This is a genomic window from Paenibacillus sp. FSL k6-2145 (assembly GCF_037976585.1).
Taxonomy (GTDB): domain Bacteria; phylum Bacillota; class Bacilli; order Paenibacillales; family Paenibacillaceae; genus Paenibacillus.
This window is the reverse complement of sequence record NZ_CP150267.1, coordinates 6,613,661-6,638,560: the sequence shown is the minus strand read 5'-3', so window position 1 is coordinate 6,638,560 and position 24,900 is coordinate 6,613,661. Positions and strand designations below refer to the sequence as shown.

The window sequence follows — 24,900 nt, the reverse complement described above, 5'->3', positions numbered from 1 at the left end:
GTCTATTCGTGTTCCAAAATACCAAATGTGAGTGCGGACACCAGAATCCGGTAGGCACTGTACTATGTGAGGCATGTGGGAAACCGCTGCTGGAGTCTGAAGCTAAATCGGATGAAGTGTTGGAAATGCGTTATGATGGCATGGCGCGCCGTTCACAGCGCAGTAATCCCAATATCATTGACCGCATATGGAACTTTTTTTCTTCCGTTAAAATTGCCGTTTATATGATTGTTTTTACGCTGGTGGGTTCTATGCTTGGTACAATCTATCCGCAAGAAAGTACATTCTTGAATATTGATCCTTCCGTGTATTACAAAGAAACATACGGTCAGTTGGGTCACATCTATTATCTGTTGGGTTTATCTCATACATACGAATCCTGGTGGTTTATTCTACTGCTGGTGCTGATTGGGGCATCATTGGTGATATGCAGTCTGGATCGCGTCCTACCGCTCTACAAAGCACTGAATAAACAGAGAATACGTAAACATACGCAATTTTTGACAAGACAGCGTCTGGTGTACCAAGGTACCATCGAAGAGGCACCAGAAGACTGGGTTAAGAAAGCGGTTACGCCGTTGAAAAAGAAAGGATACCGCGTGCACACCCAGGGAGATGCATTACTCGCCGAGAAACAGCGATTCAGTCGATGGGGCCCATATGTCATCCATATTGGACTCATTATATTTTTGCTGGCGGTGCTCGCACGAGGACTTCCTGGTCTGAATCTGGACGAGCACGTTGCTTTTCCTGAAGGGGAGATCAAAAAGATCCCGAATACGTCGATGTATCTGAAAAATGAACAGTTTAATGTTGAATTCTACAGTGAGGAAGAAGTACCTGAGCAATTCCGTAACCTGAATAAGACCGTTCCCAAACTGTTTGAAACAAAAGTTGTTTTGTATGAATGTACAGCAGATTGTTCGGATCTCTCGAAGAAACCTCAGTTAGCTGAGGTGGCCAGACATGATGTACGCGTGAATCATCCATTGAATTATAACGGTCTGAAAGCATATCAGTTTGATTATGATCTAACACCCACCATTCGTTCCGTAACGCCTGATCTGGTCAATACAAAGACGGGTGAAGTATATGGGCCAATTAAGATTGATATGGTAGATACCCAAAGAACATTTGAAGCTGGTCTTTATAAGCTCACGGTAAAAGAAAAGTTTATGGACTTTGGATTGGATGAGAATGGTCAGCCCAAATCAAAATCGCCTTCACCTAATGCACCTGCTTTTCTCTTTCTCATCAAGGGACCGGATCTGCCCGAAGAGGGGATACAATATCTGTACTTTGCAAAGCAGATTGATAAACAACGGTTTCAACAGGATGCGATTAACCAACAGCTGATTGGAGCTGAGATTCCTTTACAGCTGGAAGTAGACAGCATGGACAAGGTCGATATTATTCAGTCCGTAAGTTATCTCAATATAAGAGTGGATAAGGCAATGCCTTTTGTGTGGGTAGGAGCCGGTATTGTTATGTTGGGTCTCGTCATGGGTTTTTATTGGCATCATCGCCGCATCTGGATTCGTTTTGATGATAAACAGCTCACATTGGGTGGACATACCAACAAAAACTGGTTTGGCTTCAGGCGTGAAGTTGCGGCCGTCTTGAAACAGATGAATCTGGAAGTGGAAGAGAAGTCGTTGGATAACGGGGGGAATCAGGCATGAGATTATTGGATTTCAGCAGCGACGCATTTATCGTATCTTTCTTTCTCTATTGTGCTGCATTCTTGTTATATGCTGTTGCAGTCATGGGCAAAAAATGGAGTAATCGTGATCCTCTGGACCATATGAATCGCTGGGGTAAAAGAGCTTTTATCGCTTCGACTGTCGCTTTAGCGGCACATATCGTATTTTTTGTAACCCGATGGGCTGGCGCAGGTCATATCCCAGTTAGTAACATGTATGAGTTTATGTCTTTTCTGTCCATGATGATCATGGTTGCATTTATTGTTGTATATGCCATATACCGCAAGTCATTACTGGGTTTGTTTGCGTTACCACTTACCATTATTATTATGGCGTACGCCGCTGTATTTCCTCAGGAGGTACAACCATTAATCCCGGCACTTCAGTCCATCTGGCTGAAAATTCACGTGACGTTGGCCGCGCTTGGTGAAGCATTCTTCGCCGTGGGTTTTGCCGCAGGGTTCATGTATTTGCTCCGTACTGTTGATTTCAGTGGTAAAGACAAATCTTCAAGACGTCAACGAGGATGGGTTGAATTCACTCTGGTTACGATCGTTGTAGTCATCGGATTCATCGGAACGGTATTTGCCTTTCGTACAGCTGGTTACGAGGCGGTTTTTGTACAGAAAACGGTCAGCATTGACACAGAGGTACAGGAAAATAGTACAATAGAGAAAGTGATTTATCGCATGCCTCCGATTTTTGCACCATATAATAGCGAAGTGGAGAGCATGACACCGTTTCTTGGCATGGAAAAACCTTTACTTGAGACGCCTTCCTGGATGAACGGGGTAAATGCCGGGCGCAAGCTGAATACGGTGGTTTGGTCACTTATTGTAGGTCTGATCCTGTATGGAATTGTACGACTTCTTGTGCGCAGACCACTTGGACAAGCGTTACAACCAATGATGGATGGAATCGATGCCGATGATCTGGATGAGATAAGTTATCGCGCGATTGCGATTGGTTTTCCGATATTTACGCTGGGAGCATTAATTTTTGCCATGATCTGGGCTCAGATTGCCTGGAGTCGCTTTTGGGGTTGGGACCCTAAAGAGGTGTGGGCATTGATTACATGGCTATATTATAGTGTGTATCTGCATTTGCGTTTATCCAGAGGTTGGCAAGGTCAGAAGTCTGCATGGCTTGCAGTTCTTGGCTTCCTGGTCGTCATGTTTACGCTAGTTGGGGTGAATTTGATCATTGCTGGATTACATTCTTACGCTGGAGCGGACTAGGACAGACTCGTAACTCAAAGGTTGAGTTTAGAAGCGGGAACACAAACGTACCTTTTTATTGAAGGGTATTCAAATATTGTTCGCCAGATCGAACATAATAGAAGTGATGAGGAGTTATTGCAAAGGGGCTGGAGAGGCATGGCTGAACATGAGAATCGAATACTGGTCGTGGATGACGAAGAGAGAATCCGCAGGCTTTTGAAAATGTATCTTGAAAAAGAAGGTTATGAAATCGATGAAGCTGAGGATGGGGAAACTGCGCTGCGTAAAGCAACAGCAGGGGACTACGGGCTGATTTTGCTTGATGTGATGTTGCCGGGTATGGATGGAGTTGAAGTGTGTACCCGTCTTCGTCAGGTGAAATCAACGCCGGTTTTGATGCTCACTGCAAAAGGTGAAGAGATCAACCGGGTTCAAGGCTTCGAAGTTGGCGCTGATGATTATGTTGTAAAACCATTCAGCCCGCGTGAAGTGATTTATCGTGTCAAAGCGATTTTGCGTCGATCTTCCGCGACTGCTTATCTCTCCAAGGAGAGTAATTCGAGTAACAACATCGTGTTCCCGCATCTGGTTATTGAGCATGATGCCCACCGGGTAACCGCTGGTGGCGAAGAGATTAGTCTTACACCAAAAGAATATGAATTACTGCACTACCTGGCAACATCTCCCGACAAAGTTTTCTCCAGAGAAGAATTGCTCAAGGATGTATGGAATTACGAATTCTTTGGCGATCTTCGTACCGTGGATACGCATGTGAAGCGTCTTCGCGAGAAACTTAACAAGGTATCGCCTGAATCGGCGGCCATGATTACGACGGTGTGGGGTGTGGGTTATAAACTGGAAGTACCGAAGTAGTTTTAGTTTCTGGAGATCACTGGTCGGGAAGTTATGGATCACTATTATCTGCCTTGTGGGTTGTGTACTTATAGCGCTGGGTCTTTTTTTGCTGCCCTACATTGATACAAACTTTGCAGAATCCGAATCCAGAGATATTAAGCGGTTGTTCACCTATATCTGTATAATCGGATTCAGTTTAACCACGTTTTTTGCATTGTTTCTATTCACCAAGATAACGCAGCCCATGCAGCAATTGATTCAGGCAGCCAATGCGATTCGCAAAGGGAACTACGGAACACGTCTCTCCCTGGTAACGAGTGATGAGATTGGTGAACTTGCCAACACATTTAATCATATGGCTGCCCAACTGGAAGATAATATTCGAAACCTTAACCATGAGAAGGAACATTTGGCGAGTGTGCTTCGAAGCATGACCGATGCGGTGGTTACATTTGATGGTGAAGGCAAAGTTATTCTGACGAATCCGCCTGGAGAAAAGATCATGCAGGCTTGGTATGATCTGGATTGGGCAAAAATGGACGAAGGAAAAGATCCTGAACAGTCCGACAAGTCCTCACGTGATGTACCTGAGCCCCTTCTTCCTTTGTTCAGAATGGTGATGGAGCAAGGTGGGGATCAGAACTCCAATGTCCACGTACAGCAAGGTGTCTGGTCTGTTCAGATGGCACCGTTGTATGCTGATAGTGTTGTCAGAGGGGCTGTGGCTGTCTTGAGAGATGTAACAGAAGAAGTGCGTCTGGAGAAAATGCGGCGTGATTTCGTGGCTAACGTATCTCATGAGATACGAACTCCGCTATCCATGATGCAAGGTTACAGTGAAGCCCTTCTGGACGGCATGGCAACCTCACCGGAAGAGAGCGAAGAACTGATCCAGGTCATTCATGATGAGTCACTGCGGATGGGCAGACTGGTTAAAGACTTGCTTGACCTTGCGCGGATGGAAGCTGGACATACGGACATGGTGATGAAGGAAGTTGACCTCGGAGAACTACTTGAACGTGTATATCGTAAGTTCTCGGTGCGTTCAAAAGAACAGGGAATTCAACTGCACTTTGAATTTGAACAACCAACCATTGAACTTCAACAGGCAGATGAGGATCGACTTGAGCAAGTATTTACGAATTTGCTGGATAATGCGTTCAGACATACGCCTACAGGCAAAAATGTAATGATCTCAGCCGAGCGTGTCACTTATCTTCGTGCTCCATTTGTCAGAGTTTCTGTGAAGGATCAGGGTGTAGGTATCCCTTCATCCGACTTGCCATTTATTTTCGAACGATTCTACAAAGCAGACAAGGCTCGTGTTCGTGGAGAAAGTGTAGGCACGGGGCTTGGTTTAGCGATTGTAAAAAATATTGTTGATGCGCATCAAGGCATGATTACCGTCAATAGTGTACTTGGCGAAGGAACCGAGTTTATTTTGCAATTTCCTTTGGATTCATCGAAATAGCCTGATTTCATACAAAAAGTGCGGAAACACCCTCTTATGGAGGGTGTTTTTTTGTTGAAGAGTACCGTTTAATCTTGTTCAACGTGGAACATGAATCGTCTTTTTATTTTGACTAAAAGGAGTGTCCAAGATAATTTTCCTTCCTATGTGACATAAGCTTGAAAAGCAAGCAAGATAGAGGAGGATTGAGCTAAGCATGTCCGATGATCGAAAAAGGGTCAATATCAAAGCTTTTCTGGAAGGCAGATCTTTTAAAGCGGGCTCTCCCTTTATTCCCATAACCACAAGAGAACTGGAGCAGTTTGAATCCATTTTGCGTTCCCTCGCTGTGACTATTCCAGCTGCAATCAGTCAGCCAACTTCAGCCAATATACTGGCATTGCAGAATGGATTACGCCAGTTACTTACGTTTGTAAATCAATCGGGATTTCGTGCCGGGGTAAAAGCAGAATTACAAGCTGTATTGGAATTAACGATTGCAGGCTCAGAGATTATTCCTGTTCCCCTAATTAATCTCGCAGGTAACTTGCAAAATTTACTAGATGATTTGTTAAGTGTGACGTTACTTCTGGAATTGCCGCCTGCTGAAAAAGATAAACTTGTGGGATTAATCCGTTCGATATCGTTATCCCTAAGTCGGGCGACGACGACTTTTGGAAACGGAGGGATTACCGGACCGGCTGGCCCACAGGGAGTGCCAGGAGTTCCTGGCGTACCAGGTGTTCCAGGAGTTCCTGGGGTGATAGGCCCTACGGGACCGGCAGGAGGAATTGGACCGATCGGCCCAATAGGTCCAGTAGGACCAGTTGGCCCACAGGGAGCACAAGGTCCGGCAGGGGCACCAGGTGTAGGTTTAAACAATATTACCGGATATGATCCTGCACTTGGACCGACATATGCTCAAGGTCAGGTAGTAAGCTACGAGGGTAGTCTTTATGTTGCCAACGTAAACGGTCCTCTGGGTACACCCGGAAGTTCTCCAGACTACACTCTTTTATTGTCGGGTGGAACGACTGGTGCAACGGGGGCAACCGGAGCTGGTTTAACGGGTGCTTTAGCATTTGATCCAGCGCTCGCCCCGGGTTATCCTGCAGGTCAGGTAGTTACTTATAACGGGAGCACCTATATTACAAGTGTAGCTGGTCCATTAGGAACACCCGGTACTTCATCGGATTACACATTAATTGCAGCAGCAGGGGCAACTGGAGCAACCGGGGTAGGCTTAACCGGAATAACATCTTTTGATCCAGCTCAGTCCCCGACATACCTAGCGGGTCAGGTCGTTACTTATAACGGCAGTACTTATATTACGAATGTTGTAAGTCCGGGAGGGGTGCCAGGAAGCTCACCGGATTACACACTGCTTGCGACAGCAGGAGCGACGGGGGCAACTGGAGCCACAGGTGTAGGGTTAAATGGCATTGTACCGTTCGATCCGGCATTAGCACCAACCTATCCAGCTGGACAGATCGTCACGTTTGGTGGCAGTACCTACATTACGAATGTTGCATCACCAACGGGTACACCAGGAGGTTCTCCAGATTATACATTGTTAGCAGGATCAGGAGTTACCGGTGCGACTGGAGCTACAGGCATCGGCCTTAATGGTACAGTTCCGTTTGACCCTGCAGTAGCTCCAACGTATCCAGCAGGTCAGGTCGTAACGTTTAATGGAAGTACGTATATAACGAATGTGGCTTCTCCTACGGGTACTCCAGGGACTTCGCCAGACTATACATTGCTTGCAGGTGCAGGACCCACAGGAGCCACGGGTGCATCAGGTGTAACGGGAGCAACCGGGGCAGGTTTAACAGGCATTTTGCCATTCGATCCAGCGGTGGCTCCAACATATCCAGCGGGTCAAATTGTAACGTTTAATGGAAGCACATATATAATCGATGTAGCCTCACCAACGGGAACGCCGGGGACTTCACCAGATTACACGTTGCTTGCTGGAGCAGGAGCGACAGGTGTGACGGGAGCCACAGGAATCGGCGTAACGGGAAGTACGGGGGTTACAGGGGCATCGGGTTCAACGGGAGCGACAGGCTTGGGTTTAAGTGGTATCGTGCCATTTGATCCAGCCGTAGCCCCAACGTATCCAGCCGGCCAGGTTGTAACGTTCAACGGCAGTACGTATATAACCAATGTAGCCTCACCAACGGGAACGCCGGGTACTTCACCAGATTACACGTTGCTTGCGGGCGCAGGAGCAACAGGTGTGACTGGTGCAACCGGCGTTGGAGTAACAGGAAGTACCGGAGCATCAGGGGTAACGGGAGCGACAGGTGTAGGTTTGAGTGGTATCGTACCATTTGATCCAGCCGTAGCCCCAACGTATCCAGCCGGCCAGGTTGTAACGTTCAACGGCAGTACGTATATAACCAATGTAGCCTCACCAACGGGAACGCCGGGTACTTCACCAGATTACACATTGCTTGCGGGCGTGGGAGCCACGGGAGCGACAGGTACAACCGGAGTTGGAGTAACGGGAAGTACGGGTGCGACAGGTACACCTGGCGTAACAGGGGCAACGGGTGTAACTGGTGCGGGTTTAACAGGAGTTGTACCGTTTGATCCAGCGTTAGCCCCGACGTATCCAGTGGGTCAGGTAGTAACGTTTAGTGGCAGTACGTATATTGCGAATGTGGCCTCACCAACGGGAACACCAGGCAACTCACCAGACTACACATTAATTGCAGGTGTAGGAGCAACAGGTGCAACCGGTGTCGGGGTTACGGGTAATACTGGAGCCACGGGCGTAACGGGTGCAGGACTCACGGGAGTAGTACCATTCGATCCAGCCGTAGCTCCCACATATCCGGCAGGTCAAGTTGTTACCTTCAACGGCAGCACGTACATTGCAAATGTGGCATCGCCGACGGGAGCACCGGGCACCTCACCAGATTACACGCTGCTTGCGGTAGCAGGAGCAACGGGAGTTACTGGAGCTACAGGAATCGGTTTGAATGGTGTCGCGCCATTTGATCCAGCGGTAGCCCCCACGTATCCGGCGGGTCAGGTTGTAACATTTAATGGAAGTACGTATATAACCAATGTGGCATCACCAACAGGAACACCGGGCACCTCGCCGGATTATACACTGCTTGCAGGGGCAGGTGCTACAGGGACCACAGGGGCATCCGGTGTAACAGGAGCGACAGGTGTAGGTTTAAGTGGTATCGTACCATTTGATCCAGCTGTAGCCCCAACGTACCCGGCGGGTCAAGTCGTAACGTTTAACGGTAGTACGTATATAGCCAATGTAGCGTCACCAACGGGTACACCAGGCACGTCACCAGATTACACGCTAATTGCAGGTGCAGGCGCAACAGGTGTAACGGGAGCAACTGGACTTGGAGTGACAGGAAGCACAGGAGTGACGGGTGTTACGGGTGCAGGACTCACGGGAGTAGTACCATTCGATCCAGCCGTAGCCCCAACGTATCCAGCCGGCCAGGTTGTAACGTTCAACGGCAGTACGTATATAACCAATGTAGCCTCACCAACGGGAACGCCGGGGACCTCACCAGATTACAAGTTAATCGCAGGAGCAGGAGCGACGGGCGTCACGGGAGCCACCGGAGTTGGCGTGACCGGAAGTACGGGATTAACAGGTGCCACTGGTGAAACTGGAGCGACGGGTCTCGCAGGTTTGACGGGTGTGACTGGAGTTACAGGAGCCACCGGAGTCGGCGTAACCGGAAGTACAGGATCAACAGGTGCCACTGGGGAAACGGGAGCGACGGGTCTCACAGGTTTGACGGGTGTGACTGGAGTTACAGGAGCGACCGGAGTTGGCGTAACCGGAAGTACAGGATCAACAGGTGCCACTGGGGAAACGGGAGCGACGGGTCTCGCAGGTTTGACCGGTGTGACTGGAGTTACAGGAGCCACCGGAGTCGGCGTAACCGGAAGTACAGGATCAACAGGTGCCACTGGGGAAACGGGAGCGACGGGTCTCACAGGTTTGACCGGTGTGACTGGAGTTACAGGAGCGACCGGAGTTGGCGTAACCGGAAGTACGGGATTAACAGGTGCCACTGGGGAAACGGGAGCGACGGGTCTCGCAGGTTTGACCGGTGCGACTGGAGTTACAGGAGCCACCGGAGTCGGTGTAACTGGAAATACGGGTTTAACAGGTGCCACTGGTGAAACGGGAGCGACGGGTCTCGCAGGTTTGACCGGTGTGACTGGAGTTACAGGAGCCACCGGAGTTGGCGTAACCGGAAGCACGGGATTAACAGGTGGAACAGGTGCCACTGGTGAAACGGGAGCGACGGGTCTCGCAGGTTTGACCGGTGCGACTGGAGTTACAGGAGCCACCGGAGTCGGTGTAACTGGAAATACGGGTTTAACAGGTGCCACTGGTGAAACGGGAGCGACGGGTCTCGCAGGTTTGACCGGTGCGACTGGAGTTACAGGAGCCACCGGAGTCGGCGTAACCGGAAGTACGGGATTAACAGGTGGAACTGGTGCCACTGGGGAAACGGGAGCGACGGGTCTCGCAGGTTTGACCGGTGCGACTGGAGTTACAGGAGCCACCGGAGTTGGCGTAACCGGAAGTACAGGATCAACAGGTGCCACTGGTGAAACGGGAGCGACGGGTCTCGCAGGTTTGACCGGTGTGACTGGAGTTACAGGAGCGACCGGAGTTGGCGTGACCGGAAGTACGGGATTAACAGGTGCCACTGGGGAAACGGGAGCGACGGGTCTCGCAGGTTTGACCGGTGTGACTGGAGTTACAGGAGCAACCGGAGTTGGCGTAACCGGAAGCACGGGATCAACCGGGGCAACAGGTGGAACGGGAGCGACGGGGGTTACAGGGGCCACAGGTATAACCGGAGCCACGGGAGTCGGCATAACGGGAAGTACCGGAGCGACTGGCGCGACTGGGGAAACCGGAGCCACAGGAACTTCTGTCACAACGGCTTCATCCTACGCAGAAAATACGAATGGCACCATTCTTGTTATTTTGGGCGGAACGGTTGTTGCTCTTCCTGCGAATCAGAATATTGGAACCGGAATTACGGTAAATGGAGCGAATGATACCTTCACTCTTGCTACAGCAGGCAGATACTATATCAGTTACAAAATTAATTTGACAGCAGCACTCGCCGTACAATCACGGATATTGCTTAATGGGGCTGTAGTACCGGCGAGTGTAATCTCACCAGTGCTCTCTCTAAGCCAGTTGTCAACCGACTTTATTATCACTGCCACAGCGGGTTCGACCATTCAGCTTCAATTATTCGGTCTAATAGCCACAGCTGTTCTATCGCCGCCAGGTGCGACACTCAATATTATTCGCTTAAGCTAATCACGAAAAAAAAGAGACGGACCCTTTGGGGCTCGTCTCTTTGATCTTACTGAATGATAAGGAACTATTCCAGAACAATTTCAACAGCAGTATTGATTTCAGGCAGCGCAGCAAGCTGCACAAGCACATCTTTTGGAACAGCTTTATCTACGGTCAGAATCATGATCGCTGCACCACCAATAATTTTACGTCCAACCTGCATGGATGCGATGTTGACATCGTTTTGTCCAAGCAGGGTTCCTACACGTCCGATAATACCTGGTTTATCGTTATGGGAGATCAAAATTTGATGACTTTCCGGTGCGATATCTACCGGGAATTTGTCCAGACGAACGATACGCTCTCCATAACCTGCAAGTAATGTACCTGCTACACGACGTTCCTCAGCATCCTGAGTTGTAACCAATGTAACGGTAATCAGGTTAGTAAATCCTTTAGTTGCTGAGGTCTGGCTTACAACCACATTCAGATCACGGATTTTGGCCAGATGCATGGAGTTAACGATGTTGGCTTCCCCACCCAAATGTCTGGCGAGAATCCCTTTCACAATGTAACGAGTGAGAGGAGAAGTATCTACTTCAGAAAGTTCACCAGCATAGTCGATCCGAATCTCCTGGACTGCATTTTGTGTAATCTGTGCTGCAAAACTACCCAACGTTTCACCCAGTTTGAAATACGGCTGCAATTTGTTCATAACGGTTGGTGCAACAGCCGGCATGTTAACTGCGTTTTTAAACGGTTCGTTACGCAAAATGTGAAGTACCTGTTCCGACACATCGATAGCCACGTTCTCTTGTGCTTCTACTGTGGACGCACCAAGGTGAGGCGTAACGATAATGCTTGGGTGATTCAGGAACGGGTGATCAGCGGCTGGCGGCTCGCTTTCGAATACGTCAAATGCTGCACCAGCAACAATACCTTGATCAATGGCTTCGACAAGTGCCATCTCGTCAACTACACCACCACGAGCACAGTTGATGATACGCATGCCTTTTTTCATCACTTCGAATTGTGGACGTGAAATCATATGCCGTGTTTCCGGTGTTAATGGCGTGTGAACGGTCATGAAGTCCGCATTGCGAATAATATCATCTACACTAGCCAGCTTCACTTGCAGCTTCTCGGCACGCTCCTCCGTGAGGAACGGGTCGTAAGCAAGAATGTCCATTCCGAATGCTTTGGCGCGCTTGGCAACTTCACTACCGATCCGTCCCATACCCAGTACACCGAGCGTTTTATTTCTTAATTCCACACCCAGGAAGGTTTTACGATCCCACGTACCTTGAATAGTCTTGGCATATGCCTGAGGAATGTGTCGTGCCAATGCCATCATCATGGCAAATGTGTGCTCACAAGTTGTGATGGTATTGCCATCAGGAGCATTAATAACGATGATACCGCGCTGAGTAGCAGCTTCCAGATCAATGTTATCTACACCAACACCTGCACGTCCGATCACCTTAAGGTTGGTACCAGCCGTCATAATACGATCTGTAACACGAGTCTGGCTACGAACCAAGAGGGCATCATAATCACCAATAATGGCAACAAGTTCATCTTCACTAAGACCGGTTTTCTTCTCAACAACAACATCATTTGCATCCACCAGTTGCTGGATCCCCAGATCACTGATTGGGTCCGACACTAACACTTTGTACATGGTTTCTTCCTCCTTAGGTATGTGTATCTATATCGTCAAGGTTTGACCTCAGCGAAGAGGTATTCCTTAAAACCAGATTGATTCTTCCGCCCAACAACGCGGTGTCGCAACAGAGGGGGGAGGTGAAGCAAATAGAGTGATCCCACAGATATCCTTTAAATAAATCAAAAAACTCTCAATCCACATACTGCTTGCGCAATAAGGGACGAGAGTTGTCGTGGTACCACCCTAATTCACCGCCGTTTCGCAACGACAGTCTTAGCGGTCAATGAAGACCGAAGAGGATAACGGGTCTAAACCGATTGCACCTACTCCAATTTCAATGCAATAACTCAGGAGCGCTCAAGACCATTTGCCTGCCACCGATTCACACCTACCATCGGCTCTCTGTAAGACGAAGCAACGTCTTTTTTCCATCATCGTGTTTAACGTGACTAATTTTTTCATAATGTATCATGGCTGACATGAGCATGTCAATAGGCTTAAATGTTTTAAATTGTTTTGCAGATGTCTTTAGATTCACACATAAACAGAGTCACCATAAGTAATACAATAGTTAATATACCTACCACAAGAAGATGGAAAGTAAGCTGTTTGATGAATCGGATTTTACTGCTTTAATGAAGTAATGACACGGACACAAAACCAGGACTTGGGGCAGGTCTTGAACCTAATTGGTTTTTTGGCTATCATTTAGTATACTATCCGATTGGACAACGTAATTGTTATCCATCAAATTTAACTCAAGAGGACAGACGCATCCGATGAAAAAATTCAAGTTTCCCAAGTTCAAGATTCAGAAGGCTGAGCCACAGCAGCTTACCGAGCGTTTGCTTTTAATCAATCTATACTTTACACAAGGTCTGACACTGATTATCGGAGTTGTGTGGATTTTATTGCAGAAACGAAACTTGTTAGATGTACTCGCATGGCCTGACAATTACCAATTTATATGGTGGGGTCTTGGTCTTGCAGGCATTATGCTTGTTATGGACTTGGTACTGTCGTATGTTATACCTCAGGAAAGTATGGATGACGGTGGAATTAACGAGATGTTGTTCCGTGGGCGTCCGATCTGGCACATTGTATGTATAGCAGCCATTGTTGCTGTGTGTGAGGAATTATTATTCCGTGGAGCCATCCAACATGCCATCGGTCCTTACTGGACAAGTATTTTATTTGCAGTTATCCATATTCGTTATTTGCGCCACTGGATTCCAACAGGCTGGGTGTTTGTCTCAAGTTATGGATTGGGTTGGATTTACTTGCAATCCGGCACATTATGGGCGCCTATATTATGTCACTTTATTATTGATTTGGTGTCCGGATTAGCGATACGTTTTCGGAGGGGATCATGAATCAGCCATTAAGTAGAATGAAGACATATGGCAGTCAGCGCCATCGTCAATCGGATAAAAAAGAGAAATCCGAGCGTCAGGTGGCTTCTCAAGTAAGCATCGTTGCTGAAACGGCAGCAGCTGCTGAGGTTGGCGAAATCACACCAATTACTTCCGTTTCTTTACCTAGATCACAGCGCAAACCTTATACAGAAAAACTGGAAAGTCCAGTACTTCCTCAAAGGGCACCATCACGCTCCAAAAAAACGCCAACATCAACGGAAGAGTCGATCCCCGAAGCGGTTTCGCTTCCTACAAGAACAGAATTGCATCCTTCACGTCGGTTAAAATTGAGCAAGAGGTTTGTCAATTCACTTATTTTTATTTTTGTCATGTTAACGATTAGTCTGGTTTGGTGGGGGGTTGAAGGGGCACCCGCTCTGGATACGTTCCTTCCCTTACCGTGGTAATGCTTTTAATCGCAGGTTTAATCATTTTGATGGGAGTTTTACTACTTTTTCATATGTGGCGTGAAGCCCATATTCATCAAATGATTGAAGAAGAGGTTGAAGTGCCTCATCTGCCAACATCCTTTGACGGGGCTAAGATTTTGTATGTATCCGACACGCACAAGCGCAAGCTGAAGCAGAAGGATCTGGAAAACGTTAAAAACAAGGTGGACTGGGTTCTCATCGGCGGGGATGTTGCGGAAAAAGGAATCTCATGGTCTTTAGTTAGACATAACATGAAAATTTTATCGAACATTGCTCCTTCATTTACGGTGTATGGCAACCATGACAAGAGGGCTGGTACCGCTCAACTTGCGCGAATCCTTCGGGAATCGGACGTTAAGCTCCTGCAGGATAATGTGGAATATCTGCAAAGAGGCAACGATAGATTGAGCCTGATCGGCATAGACTATCGTTCCAAACAGGGCGATGTATTATTACAACAGATCGGTAACCGTTTTTGCAAAATTGCTATCGTTCATGATCCTTTGCAGGCCCTTCGCTTGGAGGAAAATGCAGATCTTATTTTAAGCGGTCATACACATGGCGGACAATTGGTTTTACCATTTTTCGGACCTGTGTTCCTGAGCAAAGTGTATCGTCCCGTATCGAATGGTTGGTACTCCCTGAAGCGAAGTCCGGAGGACGTTCACCAAGAAGGCAAAATGCTTGTTAGCAGAGGATACGGTACAAATCATCTTCCTCTCCGACTAGGTTGTCCTGCGGAGATGCATATCATCACGTTAAGAGTGCCCGCGGAAAAAGCACTCACAGAGAAACAGCCTTGATCCATTGGATCAAGGCTGTTTTATTTTAATGCGCAAAATTTCAATTTAACGAGCTTCCAATTCAATTGCACGCGGATCAACAAAGGAATAACCTTTCTTTTCGAGCTTGGTCAGCAACTCATCCAATGCTTCAACCGTCCATGGCAACTCGTGCATCAAAATATTGCTTCCGGGATTTAACTGGTCCAGTACATTTTGAATGACTTTTTCTGGTTTGTCTTTGGTACTTTTATCCCAATCGAGCGAACCATTAGACCAAGTCATATATAACATGCCATTTTTCTTCACAGCAGCCTTCAGTGCATCATTTCCCGACCCAAAAGGTGGACGGAAGAATTGCGGTTCCTCACCAATGGTATCCTTCACTATTTTTTGGACATCTGTAACCTGTTTTGCCGCCTCAGCGTTGGACATTTTTTTGAGATCCTCATGATCCCAGGCATGATTGCCTACAATCTGACCCCGTTCATGTATGAGTTTGAGCAATTCCGGATGGCTTTTTACCCGATATCCATTGACGAAAAATATCGCTTTAGCGTTATGTTTATCTAAAGTGTCGATCAGTGAAGTAATCATTTTTTCTTCTTTGGGTCCATCATCAAAAGTTAACAAGACCACTTTGTTTGGGCTCGCTTCATCGTTTGGTTTAATATAATAATTTTCATTCATATGATACGTCTTTTCCACTTTCTCTTCTGTAGGAACCTTCTCCGAAGATTCAGGTTCTTCTTCTGTCGCAGTTGAATCTTCCGTTGAAGGCTCGGGCACATCAGTTCCGGGTTCTGCTGTTTCAGTTGGGTTAGAGTTACCTTGCTCTTCTTGACTCGTGGTAGTCGATTCGCCCGCTGGTGCGGAATTTTCAGATGTTTTTTCTTCCGCTGTCCCACAAGCTGACAGCAGTAAACTTGCAGCAATGATCAATGCGGCGGTATGTCTGAACATGATTTCAACTCGCTTTCCTGTATTTATACGGAATGAGATCGCTCACTACCGCAAACACTAAATATGATTTTAACACTTGAAGGAGGTTGGTGTAATGAAGACGTCATCCTTTTTTTGGGGCATTGTCATTGGTGTTGCAGCCAGTTCATGGCTGTCCAAAGGCAAATTGCCCATGATGTCATCGGGTTCATCAAGAAATATGATGGATCAGGCAAAACATAAGATGATGGAAATGACTTTCCCGGGTATGGACGGGTTCACAAGTAAGCAAAATCAACATGGTGAATCCCACAAAAATCCGGCAGCAAAGACCGCAAGAGCAATCACACCGCAGGAAAAAGAAGCGAATATGAGCATGCTCAAAGATTTTATTCGCACCAATCCGGATGTTAAGCATGAAGTTGAGCAAATTTTAAGTCAAACAAACACAACAGTACCGGGTTTATAAACCAAAACCACCAATTAGAATCATCCACAGTCTAGATTGGCTGTGGAATGATTCTTTTTTTGTCGATTTTACTTCGTGCATTTAGAGGTATAAAATGATAACATAACTACATAGATTTATTTTCAGCACATATTGTTTTGTGCTTCATAATCTGTTATAAGACTTGCTTATAAAGGGGAGATCCTGTATGAAAATAGAACGACTAAGTCACGATAAGATACGGATTTTCCTGACCTTTGACGATCTGAGCGAGCGCGGAATACAAAAAGAAGATATGTGGCAGGAAATACCTAAGGTTCATGAACTGTTCACTGAAATGATGGATCAGGCCTATTCCGAACTTGGATTTGATGCCACAGGTCCACTCGCTGTCGAAGTATTCGCACTTCCCGCTCAAGGGATGGTTGTCATTGTCACACGTGGAAAATATGATCCGCAACAATATGGTTCAGGTCATGAAGATGATCTTCCTGAAGAAGTATATGAAATGGAAGTTACACTCGAGCAAAGCGATTCCATCGTTTATGCATTCAAGGACTTTGAAGTGCTCATTGAAGCTGCACATATGTTGCGTCAGCATGTTACGGATGCTGGGAGACTTTATTCTTATAAAGACAAGTGGTTCTTGCATTTTGAGCCAGATGAGGTAGATTCCACCAAACATGCGGCATTGATTGCTTTGCTTGCTGAATTTGGCGAAGGCTCCTCAGTTACTCCAGCAGTTATGGAAGAGTATGGTAAGGTTGTTATTCCTGCACAAGCGATTGATGTTATCTGCACCCACTTCAAACGCCAGGATTAATCTCTAGTTGTAATCGCGTCTTTAGTCAGAGGAGGGAATTTCGGTGCTTTTGTTTTCGGTCTTAGCGGCAGCAGTTGCTCCGGGTCTCGCCTTGTTAACATACTTTTACCTGAAAGACCGTTATGATTATGAGCCACTTCATATGGTATTGCGAGTTTTCCTCATGGGGATTCTCATGGTACTGCCTGTGATGATTATTCAGCGTGGCATGATGATGTGGCTCGGGGATAATCCTTATCTTGAGGCCATTATGATCTCAGGTGGTGTGGAGGAATTCATTAAATGGTTCGTACTTTATCATATCATCTATAATCACACCGAATTTGATGAGCCGTATGACGGGATCTTATATGCAGTCGCTGTTTCACTTGGATTTGCCACTGTTGAGAATGTGTTGTATGCCTTTGCGGGGAATGCATCCGTCTCAGCCATGTTCCTTCGGGCATTGCTCCCTGTTTCAGGGCACGCTATGTTCGCAGTAATCATGGGTTATTACATGGGTAAAGCCAAGTTTATCGGTGGTAAGAAAAAGCGGTGGTATCTGGTTCTTTCTCTGGTGTTACCTTTTTTCTGGCATGCATTGTACGATGTTATCATGAACACCATGGTGAATCATTGGTTGTGGTTTATAGCGCCGCTAATGGCGGGCCTGTGGTATGGGGCAATGGGTAAAATTACACGAGCTAATAACCGTTCTCCTTTTCGTTTTGTGAAGCGGGAGGAAGAGGTTAAATTATAAAAATACGGACACACTGGTGGACATAAAGCGCATATTGCGCCTATGGCTCCGGTGTGTTTTTATTTTTACGGATAAACTCCCGGGGAATGACCAACAGAAACGGAGATCGTTGTGATGAGAATTAAAATTAAAATCAGATGCAAACAATGCGGTGAACGATTTACATTACGAGGCAAGAAAGAGCGGGGCCGGATTGAGACGGGATTCAAGCAGTGCCTCTGTGATAACAGAGACCAGTTCGAAATTGAAGAAGAGGGCATGGCAACTGGGATTCAGCTGAATTAAAATAAGGACCCAAACGGTACTTTAGCAACCTGCTTGTGTAAGGACTGGAAATCGCATGCATAAGAGATCTTTCTTCGATCCACAATAGAGGTAGTGGTTTAGAAGAAAGGAGACTCTACCGATGTATAAACGATTAAGTTCAGTTATGTTTCCGATATTTGCGGTTCTGCTGGTCGGTGCGCTCGTGTGGGGCTATCAGGAGAATCAGGAGAAGAATGCAATTCTGATCAAGGCAGAGAATCAATATCAGCGTGCCTTTCACGATTTATCTTTTCATATGGACAAATTGCATTCGGAGATTGGTAACACCTTGGCGGTTCACTCTACATCACAGGGGATGCATCGCAAAGGTCTGATGAATGTATGGCGACTCACCAGTGAAGCGCAGAATGAGATCAACCAACTGCCACTTACCATGCTGCCATTTAACGAGACAGAGGAGTTTCTCTCGCGTATTTCCAACTTTGCCTATCGGGCGTCGATGCGTGACTTGACAAACGAACCGCTAAGTGAGAAGGAAATGGGCAACCTGAAAAAGCTGTATCAGAATTCATCCGAGATTACCAAGAATCTGCAGGATGTGCAGCAGAAAGTCCTGACGGACCGATTGCGCTGGATGGATGCAGAGACTGCCATGGCAACGCAAGAGCAAACCATGGACAACACGATCGTTGATGGTTTTCGTACTGTGAACAAAAAGGTGCAGGAATACCCGGAGCTTGATTGGGGTCCTTCCGTATCCAATATCTATGCAAAACGATCAGTCAAGAAACTGGGCGGCTTACCGGTGACCAAAGAACAGATTCAGAGCAAGGCTGCAAAATTTTCTAATGCGGATAGTAGCAAAATCCAAGTGCAGGAGAACGGCAAAGGAACGGACTGGGAGTCCTACACCGCCACGATTGATCATGCCAACAATGGCAAACTGATGATGGATTTCACCCGTAATGGCGGAATGCTGATCTCTTACAGTGATACGCGTCCAATCGGAACCAAAAAAGTGTCTCGTCAGAATGCCATGGCTAAAGCGGATCAATTTCTAATGAACAAAGGCTATAAGGATATGAAGGCTGTAAACTACGATGAATATGGTAATCTGGGTAACCTTACTTATGTGCGTAAGCAAGGAGACACTTTGATCTATCCAGAGAAAATGTCAGTTCGTGTAGGTTTGGATACAGGCGAAGTAACCGGCTTTCAGGCGAGTGACTTTGTCTACGAACATAATGACAAGCGCAAAATTCCGAAAGCAACTCTTACGGAGCAACAGGCGCGGAAAAAGCTGAACTCGGAGTTCGAAGAAAATTATGTTCGCAAATCCTTGATTGAGAATGATTACAGCAAAGAAGTATTGTGTTATGAATTCGGAGGGAAAATTAACGGTTCTCGTTACCGGATATACATTAATGCAAATACAGGAATGGAAGAAGCGGTTGAAGAGATCAAACCGGTCAATGCAACCTCATAAAAAGATGGATAATCTGAATTTTAAGCTGAGCGAATAACTGCGGCAGACCACGATGTGGTCTGTTTTTTTCTTGTTCAATGTGAGAAAGGTCATGGTATAATAGTCCTTGTACATACGAAGATAAATACATAAAGTGGCGGTGAACAGCTTGTTTCCGAAAATAAATGAAATTTTATACATCCAGATTGCTTCTGCAGATGAAAAAGAGGAACACAAAGAGTACAAATCACGCATTGCAGATATGGATGACAGCAGTTTTCTGATTGAGGTCCCGATGCAACAAGGAAGCAGCCGTCTGAAAAGGCTCTTTTTTGGAGAGGAATTGTCCATTTCATATATTACGGAGGATGGGGTCCGGCATTATTTTAATACCTATGTCACGGGATTTGAGGAAGATGTGGTCCGTCTTGTCCGTATCCGCAAACCGCTTCCGAGCGATATATCCAAAATACAACGGCGCAGCTTTCTTCGCGTTCATGCAAACCTCGAATTGGCCATCCAGAGTGAAGATTTGACCCGTGCCGTCGGATTGACTGAAGATATTGGTGGCGGTGGATTGTCCATCTACGGCGAAACAGGTTTTTCAATAGCTGAAGGTCAAAAACTGAAATGCTGGTTGCTGGTTCCCTACCGGAATTCAACCATCGAACATGTGAATTTTGAAGCTGAAGTTGTGCGGATCAAAACCCTGGAAACCGGCAGACAGCTATGCATGCTGAAATTTGTGCAGATTTCAGATTCGGAGCGCCAAAAAATTATCAAATTTTGTTTCGAACGGCAACTTGACTATCGCACGAAATAGGAATGTTGTGGCATAAAGAGAGGAAACTGCGGGTACCGTAATGAAAAAAACGGAGGTATTGCCTTGAATCATCGTCATGCAACCCGCAGATATGAACGACTTTATTATGTTTTCTCCAGGCGAATGGAACGAAAGGTTACGATTCTGATTACAGTCCTTCTAATCTTGCTTGTGGTATATCAATTGCTGCTGTTGGTACCCGGCTTCAAAAAGAATTTGACCACCATTGACTGCCTGGAAGGAACGCCAATTGAAGTGCAAACGATGAATGATTACGAACATCGTTGATTTGTCTGTTTTTGCATCCATGTGTAGAGTGTGGTATAATTTTCACGATGCAGGCAATGCCTGTTTTTTTATTGAGGTTTATCGTTTGAGGAGGAATGCCCCGTTGGCAAGCCAGAACACATCAGAGAACGGGAAAATGAACGTTGCAATTGACGGACCTGCCGGTGCCGGGAAAAGCACGGTGGCCCGATTGGTTGCAGAGGCGCTCGCGTATGTATACGTCGACACAGGCGCAATGTACCGTGCGGTAACCTTGCACATGCTTCGGAATGATATTGCGCCGGAAGAAGTGACACAGGTACTTCAGGAAGCCCAAAAGCTGGTCATTGATTTACAACCGGATCCCGACGGACAGAAAGTGTTCTGTAATGGGGAAGAAGTAACCTCGGAAATCCGCTCCCGTGAAGTGACGGGAATCGTGTCCCGATATGCGCAAATCGAGGGGCTGCGTACGCAATTAGTGGATACTCAGCGGCAAATGGCTTTGCGCAAGGGCGTCGTCATGGATGGACGCGATATCGGAACGACAGTATTGCCCGATGCGGAAGTGAAAATCTTCATGACTGCCAGTGTCGAAGAGCGTGCACTTCGCCGCTTCAAAGAACTGGACGCCTCTGAAGGACTGACGTTGCAACAGCTGGAGCGAGACATTGCCACCCGTGACAGATTGGATGAGAATCGGGAAATTTCCCCATTGCGTTGTGCTGAGGATGCTATCGTCCTTGATACAACGGAGATGAACATCCATGAAGTGGTTGACAAAATCGTATCTTATTGCACAATGGTCAGAGGAGAGATCGGTCTATGATTTACACATTTTGCAGCACATTACTGCGGATCATTTATACCATTCTTTTCCGCTTGGAGGCTGTTGGACGGGAGAATATTCCGAAAGAAGGCGGCGTACTTTTATGTTCCAATCATATTAGTAACTTCGATCCTCCAACCGTTGGTATCAAAATTCGCCGTCAGGTGCGTTTCATGGCCAAAAGCGAATTGTTTGAAATTCCGGTACTCGGCCGAATTATTAAAGCCGTGGGCGCTTTCCCCGTTAAACGTGGAGGTGTCAGCAAGGAATCCATCAAAACCTCACTCAATATTTTGCGTGATGGTCAAGTGCTTGGAATCTTCCCCTCGGGAAGCCGTCACAATGATGGAGGTATCGGCAAAAAAGGAGCAGCGAGTTTTGCTCTCCGCAGTGGCGCTACAGTTATTCCTACTGCTATTATCGGTAACTACAAAGTTTTTCGTAAGATGAAAGTTGTATATGGAGCACCAGTAAGTTTGGACGAGTTCAAGGAAGACCCATCTGGAGAAGCTCTGGAGAAGGCGACTGAAAAGATTATGTCCAAGATTAACGAAATGGTGCAAACGGGCGTGCCAAGCAAGTAATGGCTTCGTCGGTAGCTGAGTGCATGTTTCCATATTTTTGAGGGAGACTAAAGCTTAAGCACTCAGTGATGAAAGTGTTTTGAACTCTGCTACAGGCAGGTTTGAATATAATGGGGTTTTTGAATTGAGGAGGGTATTTGACATGTCGGAAGAAATGAAAAATCAAGAAGCAACCCAAGATGAGTTGGATCAATTCGTTTCCTTGAAAAAAGGAGATACCGTAAAAGGAACCATCGTCAAATTGGAAGATAACCAAGCCTATGTGAGCATTGGATATAAATATGACGGTGTCATTCCAATTCGTGAACTGTCTTCATTACATGTTGACAGCGCGTCTGACGCAGTTGAAGTTGGACAAGAAGTTGAAGCTAAAGTTCTTAGCATCGACGACGAGAAAGAAAAACTCGTTCTGTCCAAACGTGCAATCGACAGCGAAAACGCATGGGATCAATTGCAAAAGCATTTTGAAGACCAAGACGTATTCGAAGTTGTTGTAGGTGATGTTGTTAAAGGCGGTCTGGTAGCAGACGTGGGCGTACGTGGATTTATCCCGGCTTCCATGGTTGAACGCCATTTCGTTGAAGACTTCAGCGACTACAAAGGACGCACACTGCGTGTTAAAGTGAAAGAGATCGACCGTGAGAACAACAAAGTGATCCTTTCCCAAAAAGACGTACTGGAGCAAGAATTCGAAGCAAACAAAGCTACAGTAATGGCTGGTTTGCAAGAAGGTCAAGTGATCGAAGGTACAGTACAACGTTTGACTCAATTCGGTGCATTCGTTGATGTGGGCGGAGTTGACGGTTTGGTTCACGTATCCGAGCTGGCTTGGACACACGTTGAAAAACCATCCGACGTTCTGTCTGAAGGTGACAAAGTTAGTGTGAAAGTGCTGAAAGTTGACCCTGAAAAAGGCAAAATCAGCCTGAGCATGAAAGCTGTTCAACCAGGTCCTTGGGAAACAGCAAGCGAAAAATTCAATTCCAGCGATATCGTAACAGGTGTTGTAAAACGTCTGGTTGACTTCGGTGCATTTGTTGAAATCGCTCCTGGTGTTGAGGGACTTGTGCATATCTCGCAAATCTCCCACAAACACATCGGCACTCCTCATGAAGTGCTGAAAGAAGGACAGGAAGTTCAAGTTAAAATCTTGGACATGAACCCTTCTGAGCAACGTGTAAGCTTGAGCATCAAAGAAACAGAAGAAGCTCCAGCTCAACCACAAAAATCAGAAAGACCTTCAAGAAACAACGCTCCGCGTGAAGAAATCAACAATCCAAACGTTTCCTTGAACAATCAAGGTATGAGCACTACGCTTGGCGAACTGTTTGGAGACAAACTCAGCAAATTCAAATAAGTTAACAATGCATGGTTCTAAGTTATATACTGCATATTTTGCTGAATAACAAAAGCAAGATCGGCGAGCCCCAGGCGGGTTCGCCGATTGTTTTTATTGCGAGTAATTTGGCATGAAACGTTAGCCAAGACATATCTTTTTTGCTATGATGAGTATCGTAAGTATGGACAGGAGGAGTGGAATGTATGGCAAGACCCGTTGTGGCAATTGTCGGACGACCGAACGTGGGTAAATCCACCATTTTCAATCGGATCATCGGCGACAGACTGGCCATTGTGGAAGACAAGCCGGGCATTACCCGTGACCGCATATACGGAATCGGTGAATGGAACGGTAAACCATTTAGTATTATTGATACAGGTGGTATCGAAATTGATGGTGAAGATGTAATCTTAAAATCGATTCGGATGCAAGCAGAGCTCGCTATTGAAGAAGCGGATGTTATTGTATTCATGTGTGATGCAAAAGCAGGTATTACGCAATCGGATGAAGAGGTAGCAGAGATGCTCTACCGCTCAGGCAAGCCTATTGTTGTAGCCGTTAACAAAGTGGATAATATCGGACGAAGTGAGCTCATTTATGAGTTTTATGGATTTGGTTTCGGTGATCCCATCGGCGTATCCGGAAGTCACGGTACAGGTGTAGGTGATTTGCTTGATGCAATTGTGGAGAAGCTGCCAGAACTTGAGGAAGAGACTTACGATGAAGATGTCATTCGTGTAGCTCTGATCGGACGTCCTAATGTGGGTAAATCTTCACTGGTGAATGCTATTCTGGGTGAAGAGCGTGTCATTGTAAGTGACGTGGCTGGAACGACCCGGGATGCAATTGATACACCTTTTGAAAAAGACGGCCAACGTTACGTGCTGATTGATACAGCAGGTATGCGTAAGCGTGGTAAAGTATATGAAACAACTGAGAAATACAGTGTAATGCGTGCGATGCGTGCGATTGAGCGTGCAGATGTTGTTCTGATTGTCATTAATGGTGAAGAAGGCATTATTGAACAGGACAAGCATATTGCAGGATATGCATTCGAAGCTGGTAAAGCGTCATTGTTTGTTGTAAACAAATGGGACGTAGTAGAGAAGCATGACAAAACGATGAAAGAGTTTGAGAGAAAAATTCGGGATCACTTCCTGTTTATGACTTATGCTCCGGTCGTATTCTTGTCAGCCCTCACAAAACAACGCTTACAAAAACTGTTGCCGGTTGTGCAACGTGTAGCAGAGCAACACTCGTTACGTGTGCAGACACATCTGCTTAACGATGTGGTGTCTGATGCGGTTGCGATTAATCCTCCGCCAACGGATAAAGGACGGAGAATGAGAATTAACTATGTGACTCAGGTTGCAGTTAAACCGCCGACCATGGTTATTTTTGTGAACGACCCTGAGTTGATGCACTTCTCATATGAGCGCTATCTGGAGAATAAAATCCGTGCAGCGTTTGATTTCGAAGGAACACCAATTCGCATATTTACTCGGAAGAAGTCCGACGAAAGTTAGGGGAGA

At 46.4% G+C, this 24,900-nt stretch carries 21 protein-coding genes and 1 other annotated feature; of the genes, 19 read left to right on the top strand and 2 right to left on the bottom strand.

Annotated features, from left to right (window positions below; translation table 11 throughout):
• Positions 1-8 precede the first annotated feature (8 nt).
• The 5 genes from NZ043_RS29355 (at position 9) to NZ043_RS29335 (ending at position 10,569) form a co-directional block, all read left to right on the top strand.
• Positions 9-1,682 carry a cytochrome c biogenesis protein ResB gene (locus tag NZ043_RS29355; RefSeq protein WP_133385353.1) on the top strand — a complete coding sequence of 558 codons (1,674 nt, stop codon included), beginning with the start codon at positions 9-11 and terminating at the stop codon, positions 1,680-1,682.
• Positions 1,679-2,941: a cytochrome c biogenesis protein CcsA gene (gene ccsA / locus NZ043_RS29350; protein WP_091028901.1), complete on the top strand. Its 1,263-nt coding sequence runs from the start codon at positions 1,679-1,681 to the stop codon at positions 2,939-2,941. The genes NZ043_RS29355 and ccsA overlap by 4 nt, the downstream gene beginning before the upstream one ends.
• Positions 2,942-3,079: 138 nt before the next feature.
• Positions 3,080-3,796 carry a response regulator transcription factor gene (locus tag NZ043_RS29345; RefSeq protein ID WP_017687664.1) on the top strand — a complete coding sequence of 239 codons (717 nt, stop codon included), beginning with the start codon at positions 3,080-3,082 and terminating at the stop codon, positions 3,794-3,796.
• Between the two features lie 55 nt (positions 3,797-3,851).
• Complete coding sequence (locus NZ043_RS29340) at positions 3,852-5,249, top strand: ATP-binding protein (RefSeq protein WP_240768053.1); 1,398 nt, start codon at positions 3,852-3,854, stop codon at positions 5,247-5,249.
• A gap of 196 nt (positions 5,250-5,445) precedes the next feature.
• Entirely contained in the window at positions 5,446-10,569 is a 5,124-nt protein-coding gene (locus NZ043_RS29335; protein ID WP_339309916.1) for a collagen-like repeat preface domain-containing protein, read from the top strand.
• 64 nt (positions 10,570-10,633) lie between these two features.
• Here the strand turns inward: NZ043_RS29335 and serA are convergent, their stop codons facing one another.
• Positions 10,634-12,229, bottom strand: coding sequence for a phosphoglycerate dehydrogenase (gene serA, locus NZ043_RS29330; protein WP_076209897.1), 1,596 nt, complete (start codon positions 12,227-12,229; stop codon positions 10,634-10,636).
• A gap of 198 nt (positions 12,230-12,427) precedes the next feature.
• Positions 12,428-12,658, bottom strand: a binding site (T-box leader).
• Positions 12,659-12,993: 335 nt separating this feature from the next.
• On the opposite strand from serA, the gene NZ043_RS29325 reads away from it, so the two are divergent.
• From NZ043_RS29325 to NZ043_RS29315, 3 genes are read left to right on the top strand one after another with little or no spacing between them, the layout of a single operon-like run.
• On the top strand, positions 12,994-13,587 hold the full coding sequence (locus tag NZ043_RS29325; RefSeq protein ID WP_036607728.1) for a type II CAAX endopeptidase family protein: 594 nt from the start codon (positions 12,994-12,996) through the stop codon (positions 13,585-13,587).
• Entirely contained in the window at positions 13,584-14,036 is a 453-nt protein-coding gene (locus NZ043_RS29320) for a hypothetical protein (protein WP_339309915.1), read from the top strand. The genes NZ043_RS29325 and NZ043_RS29320 overlap by 4 nt, the downstream gene beginning before the upstream one ends.
• A gap of 29 nt (positions 14,037-14,065) precedes the next feature.
• Positions 14,066-14,863, top strand: coding sequence for a metallophosphoesterase (locus NZ043_RS29315; RefSeq protein WP_339312905.1), 798 nt, complete (start codon positions 14,066-14,068; stop codon positions 14,861-14,863).
• A 45-nt stretch (positions 14,864-14,908) separates the two neighbouring features.
• Here NZ043_RS29315 and NZ043_RS29310 read toward each other — a convergent pair whose 3' ends face one another.
• Complete coding sequence (locus tag NZ043_RS29310; RefSeq protein ID WP_339309914.1) at positions 14,909-15,805, bottom strand: polysaccharide deacetylase family protein; 897 nt, start codon at positions 15,803-15,805, stop codon at positions 14,909-14,911.
• 94 nt (positions 15,806-15,899) lie between these two features.
• Here NZ043_RS29310 and NZ043_RS29305 point away from each other — a divergent pair, with 94 nt between their 5' ends.
• From NZ043_RS29305 to der, 11 genes are all read left to right on the top strand, one after another.
• Positions 15,900-16,253, top strand: coding sequence for a hypothetical protein (locus tag NZ043_RS29305; RefSeq protein ID WP_047843572.1), 354 nt, complete (start codon positions 15,900-15,902; stop codon positions 16,251-16,253).
• A gap of 187 nt (positions 16,254-16,440) precedes the next feature.
• Positions 16,441-17,055 carry a genetic competence negative regulator gene (locus NZ043_RS29300; RefSeq protein WP_133385349.1) on the top strand — a complete coding sequence of 205 codons (615 nt, stop codon included), beginning with the start codon at positions 16,441-16,443 and terminating at the stop codon, positions 17,053-17,055.
• Between the two features lie 43 nt (positions 17,056-17,098).
• Positions 17,099-17,794, top strand: a complete 696-nt coding sequence (gene prsW, locus NZ043_RS29295; protein ID WP_133385348.1) for a glutamic-type intramembrane protease PrsW — start codon at positions 17,099-17,101, stop codon at positions 17,792-17,794.
• Positions 17,795-17,908: 114 nt separating this feature from the next.
• On the top strand, positions 17,909-18,079 hold the full coding sequence (locus tag NZ043_RS29290) for a hypothetical protein (RefSeq protein ID WP_165980215.1): 171 nt from the start codon (positions 17,909-17,911) through the stop codon (positions 18,077-18,079).
• A 121-nt stretch (positions 18,080-18,200) separates the two neighbouring features.
• The gene (gene ypeB / locus NZ043_RS29285) at positions 18,201-19,547 is read left to right on the top strand and encodes a germination protein YpeB (RefSeq protein WP_076209902.1); all 1,347 of its coding nucleotides are present in this window, start codon (positions 18,201-18,203) and stop codon (positions 19,545-19,547) included.
• Between the two features lie 148 nt (positions 19,548-19,695).
• Positions 19,696-20,349: a flagellar brake domain-containing protein gene (locus NZ043_RS29280; RefSeq protein ID WP_017687679.1), complete on the top strand. Its 654-nt coding sequence runs from the start codon at positions 19,696-19,698 to the stop codon at positions 20,347-20,349.
• A gap of 63 nt (positions 20,350-20,412) precedes the next feature.
• Positions 20,413-20,637, top strand: a complete 225-nt coding sequence (locus NZ043_RS29275) for a hypothetical protein (RefSeq protein ID WP_339309913.1) — start codon at positions 20,413-20,415, stop codon at positions 20,635-20,637.
• Between the two features lie 103 nt (positions 20,638-20,740).
• A complete protein-coding gene (cmk, locus tag NZ043_RS29270; RefSeq protein ID WP_339309912.1) occupies positions 20,741-21,445 on the top strand; it encodes a (d)CMP kinase in 705 nt (234 codons plus the stop codon).
• Positions 21,442-22,029, top strand: coding sequence for a lysophospholipid acyltransferase family protein (locus NZ043_RS29265; RefSeq protein ID WP_091018056.1), 588 nt, complete (start codon positions 21,442-21,444; stop codon positions 22,027-22,029). Before cmk ends, NZ043_RS29265 begins: the two co-directional genes overlap by 4 nt.
• Positions 22,030-22,171: 142 nt before the next feature.
• Complete coding sequence (rpsA, locus tag NZ043_RS29260; protein ID WP_036607712.1) at positions 22,172-23,386, top strand: 30S ribosomal protein S1; 1,215 nt, start codon at positions 22,172-22,174, stop codon at positions 23,384-23,386.
• A gap of 185 nt (positions 23,387-23,571) precedes the next feature.
• Positions 23,572-24,894: a ribosome biogenesis GTPase Der gene (der, locus tag NZ043_RS29255; RefSeq protein ID WP_076209907.1), complete on the top strand. Its 1,323-nt coding sequence runs from the start codon at positions 23,572-23,574 to the stop codon at positions 24,892-24,894.
• The last annotated feature ends 6 nt before the right edge of the window (positions 24,895-24,900 follow it).

Coding starts and splice junctions, on each gene's coding strand:
- ccsA (WP_091028901.1), top strand. CDS start 1,679: ATGAGATTATTGGATTTCAGCAGCGACGCATTTATCGTATCTTTCTTT.
- NZ043_RS29345 (WP_017687664.1), top strand. CDS start 3,080: ATGGCTGAACATGAGAATCGAATACTGGTCGTGGATGACGAAGAGAGA.
- NZ043_RS29335 (WP_339309916.1), top strand. CDS start 5,446: ATGTCCGATGATCGAAAAAGGGTCAATATCAAAGCTTTTCTGGAAGGC.
- serA (WP_076209897.1), bottom strand. CDS start 12,229: ATGTACAAAGTGTTAGTGTCGGACCCAATCAGTGATCTGGGGATCCAG.
- NZ043_RS29325 (WP_036607728.1), top strand. CDS start 12,994: ATGAAAAAATTCAAGTTTCCCAAGTTCAAGATTCAGAAGGCTGAGCCA.
- NZ043_RS29320 (WP_339309915.1), top strand. CDS start 13,584: ATGAATCAGCCATTAAGTAGAATGAAGACATATGGCAGTCAGCGCCAT.
- NZ043_RS29315 (WP_339312905.1), top strand. CDS start 14,066: ATGGGAGTTTTACTACTTTTTCATATGTGGCGTGAAGCCCATATTCAT.
- NZ043_RS29310 (WP_339309914.1), bottom strand. CDS start 15,805: ATGTTCAGACATACCGCCGCATTGATCATTGCTGCAAGTTTACTGCTG.
- NZ043_RS29305 (WP_047843572.1), top strand. CDS start 15,900: ATGAAGACGTCATCCTTTTTTTGGGGCATTGTCATTGGTGTTGCAGCC.
- NZ043_RS29300 (WP_133385349.1), top strand. CDS start 16,441: ATGAAAATAGAACGACTAAGTCACGATAAGATACGGATTTTCCTGACC.
- NZ043_RS29290 (WP_165980215.1), top strand. CDS start 17,909: ATGAGAATTAAAATTAAAATCAGATGCAAACAATGCGGTGAACGATTT.
- ypeB (WP_076209902.1), top strand. CDS start 18,201: ATGTATAAACGATTAAGTTCAGTTATGTTTCCGATATTTGCGGTTCTG.
- NZ043_RS29265 (WP_091018056.1), top strand. CDS start 21,442: ATGATTTACACATTTTGCAGCACATTACTGCGGATCATTTATACCATT.
- rpsA (WP_036607712.1), top strand. CDS start 22,172: ATGTCGGAAGAAATGAAAAATCAAGAAGCAACCCAAGATGAGTTGGAT.
- der (WP_076209907.1), top strand. CDS start 23,572: ATGGCAAGACCCGTTGTGGCAATTGTCGGACGACCGAACGTGGGTAAA.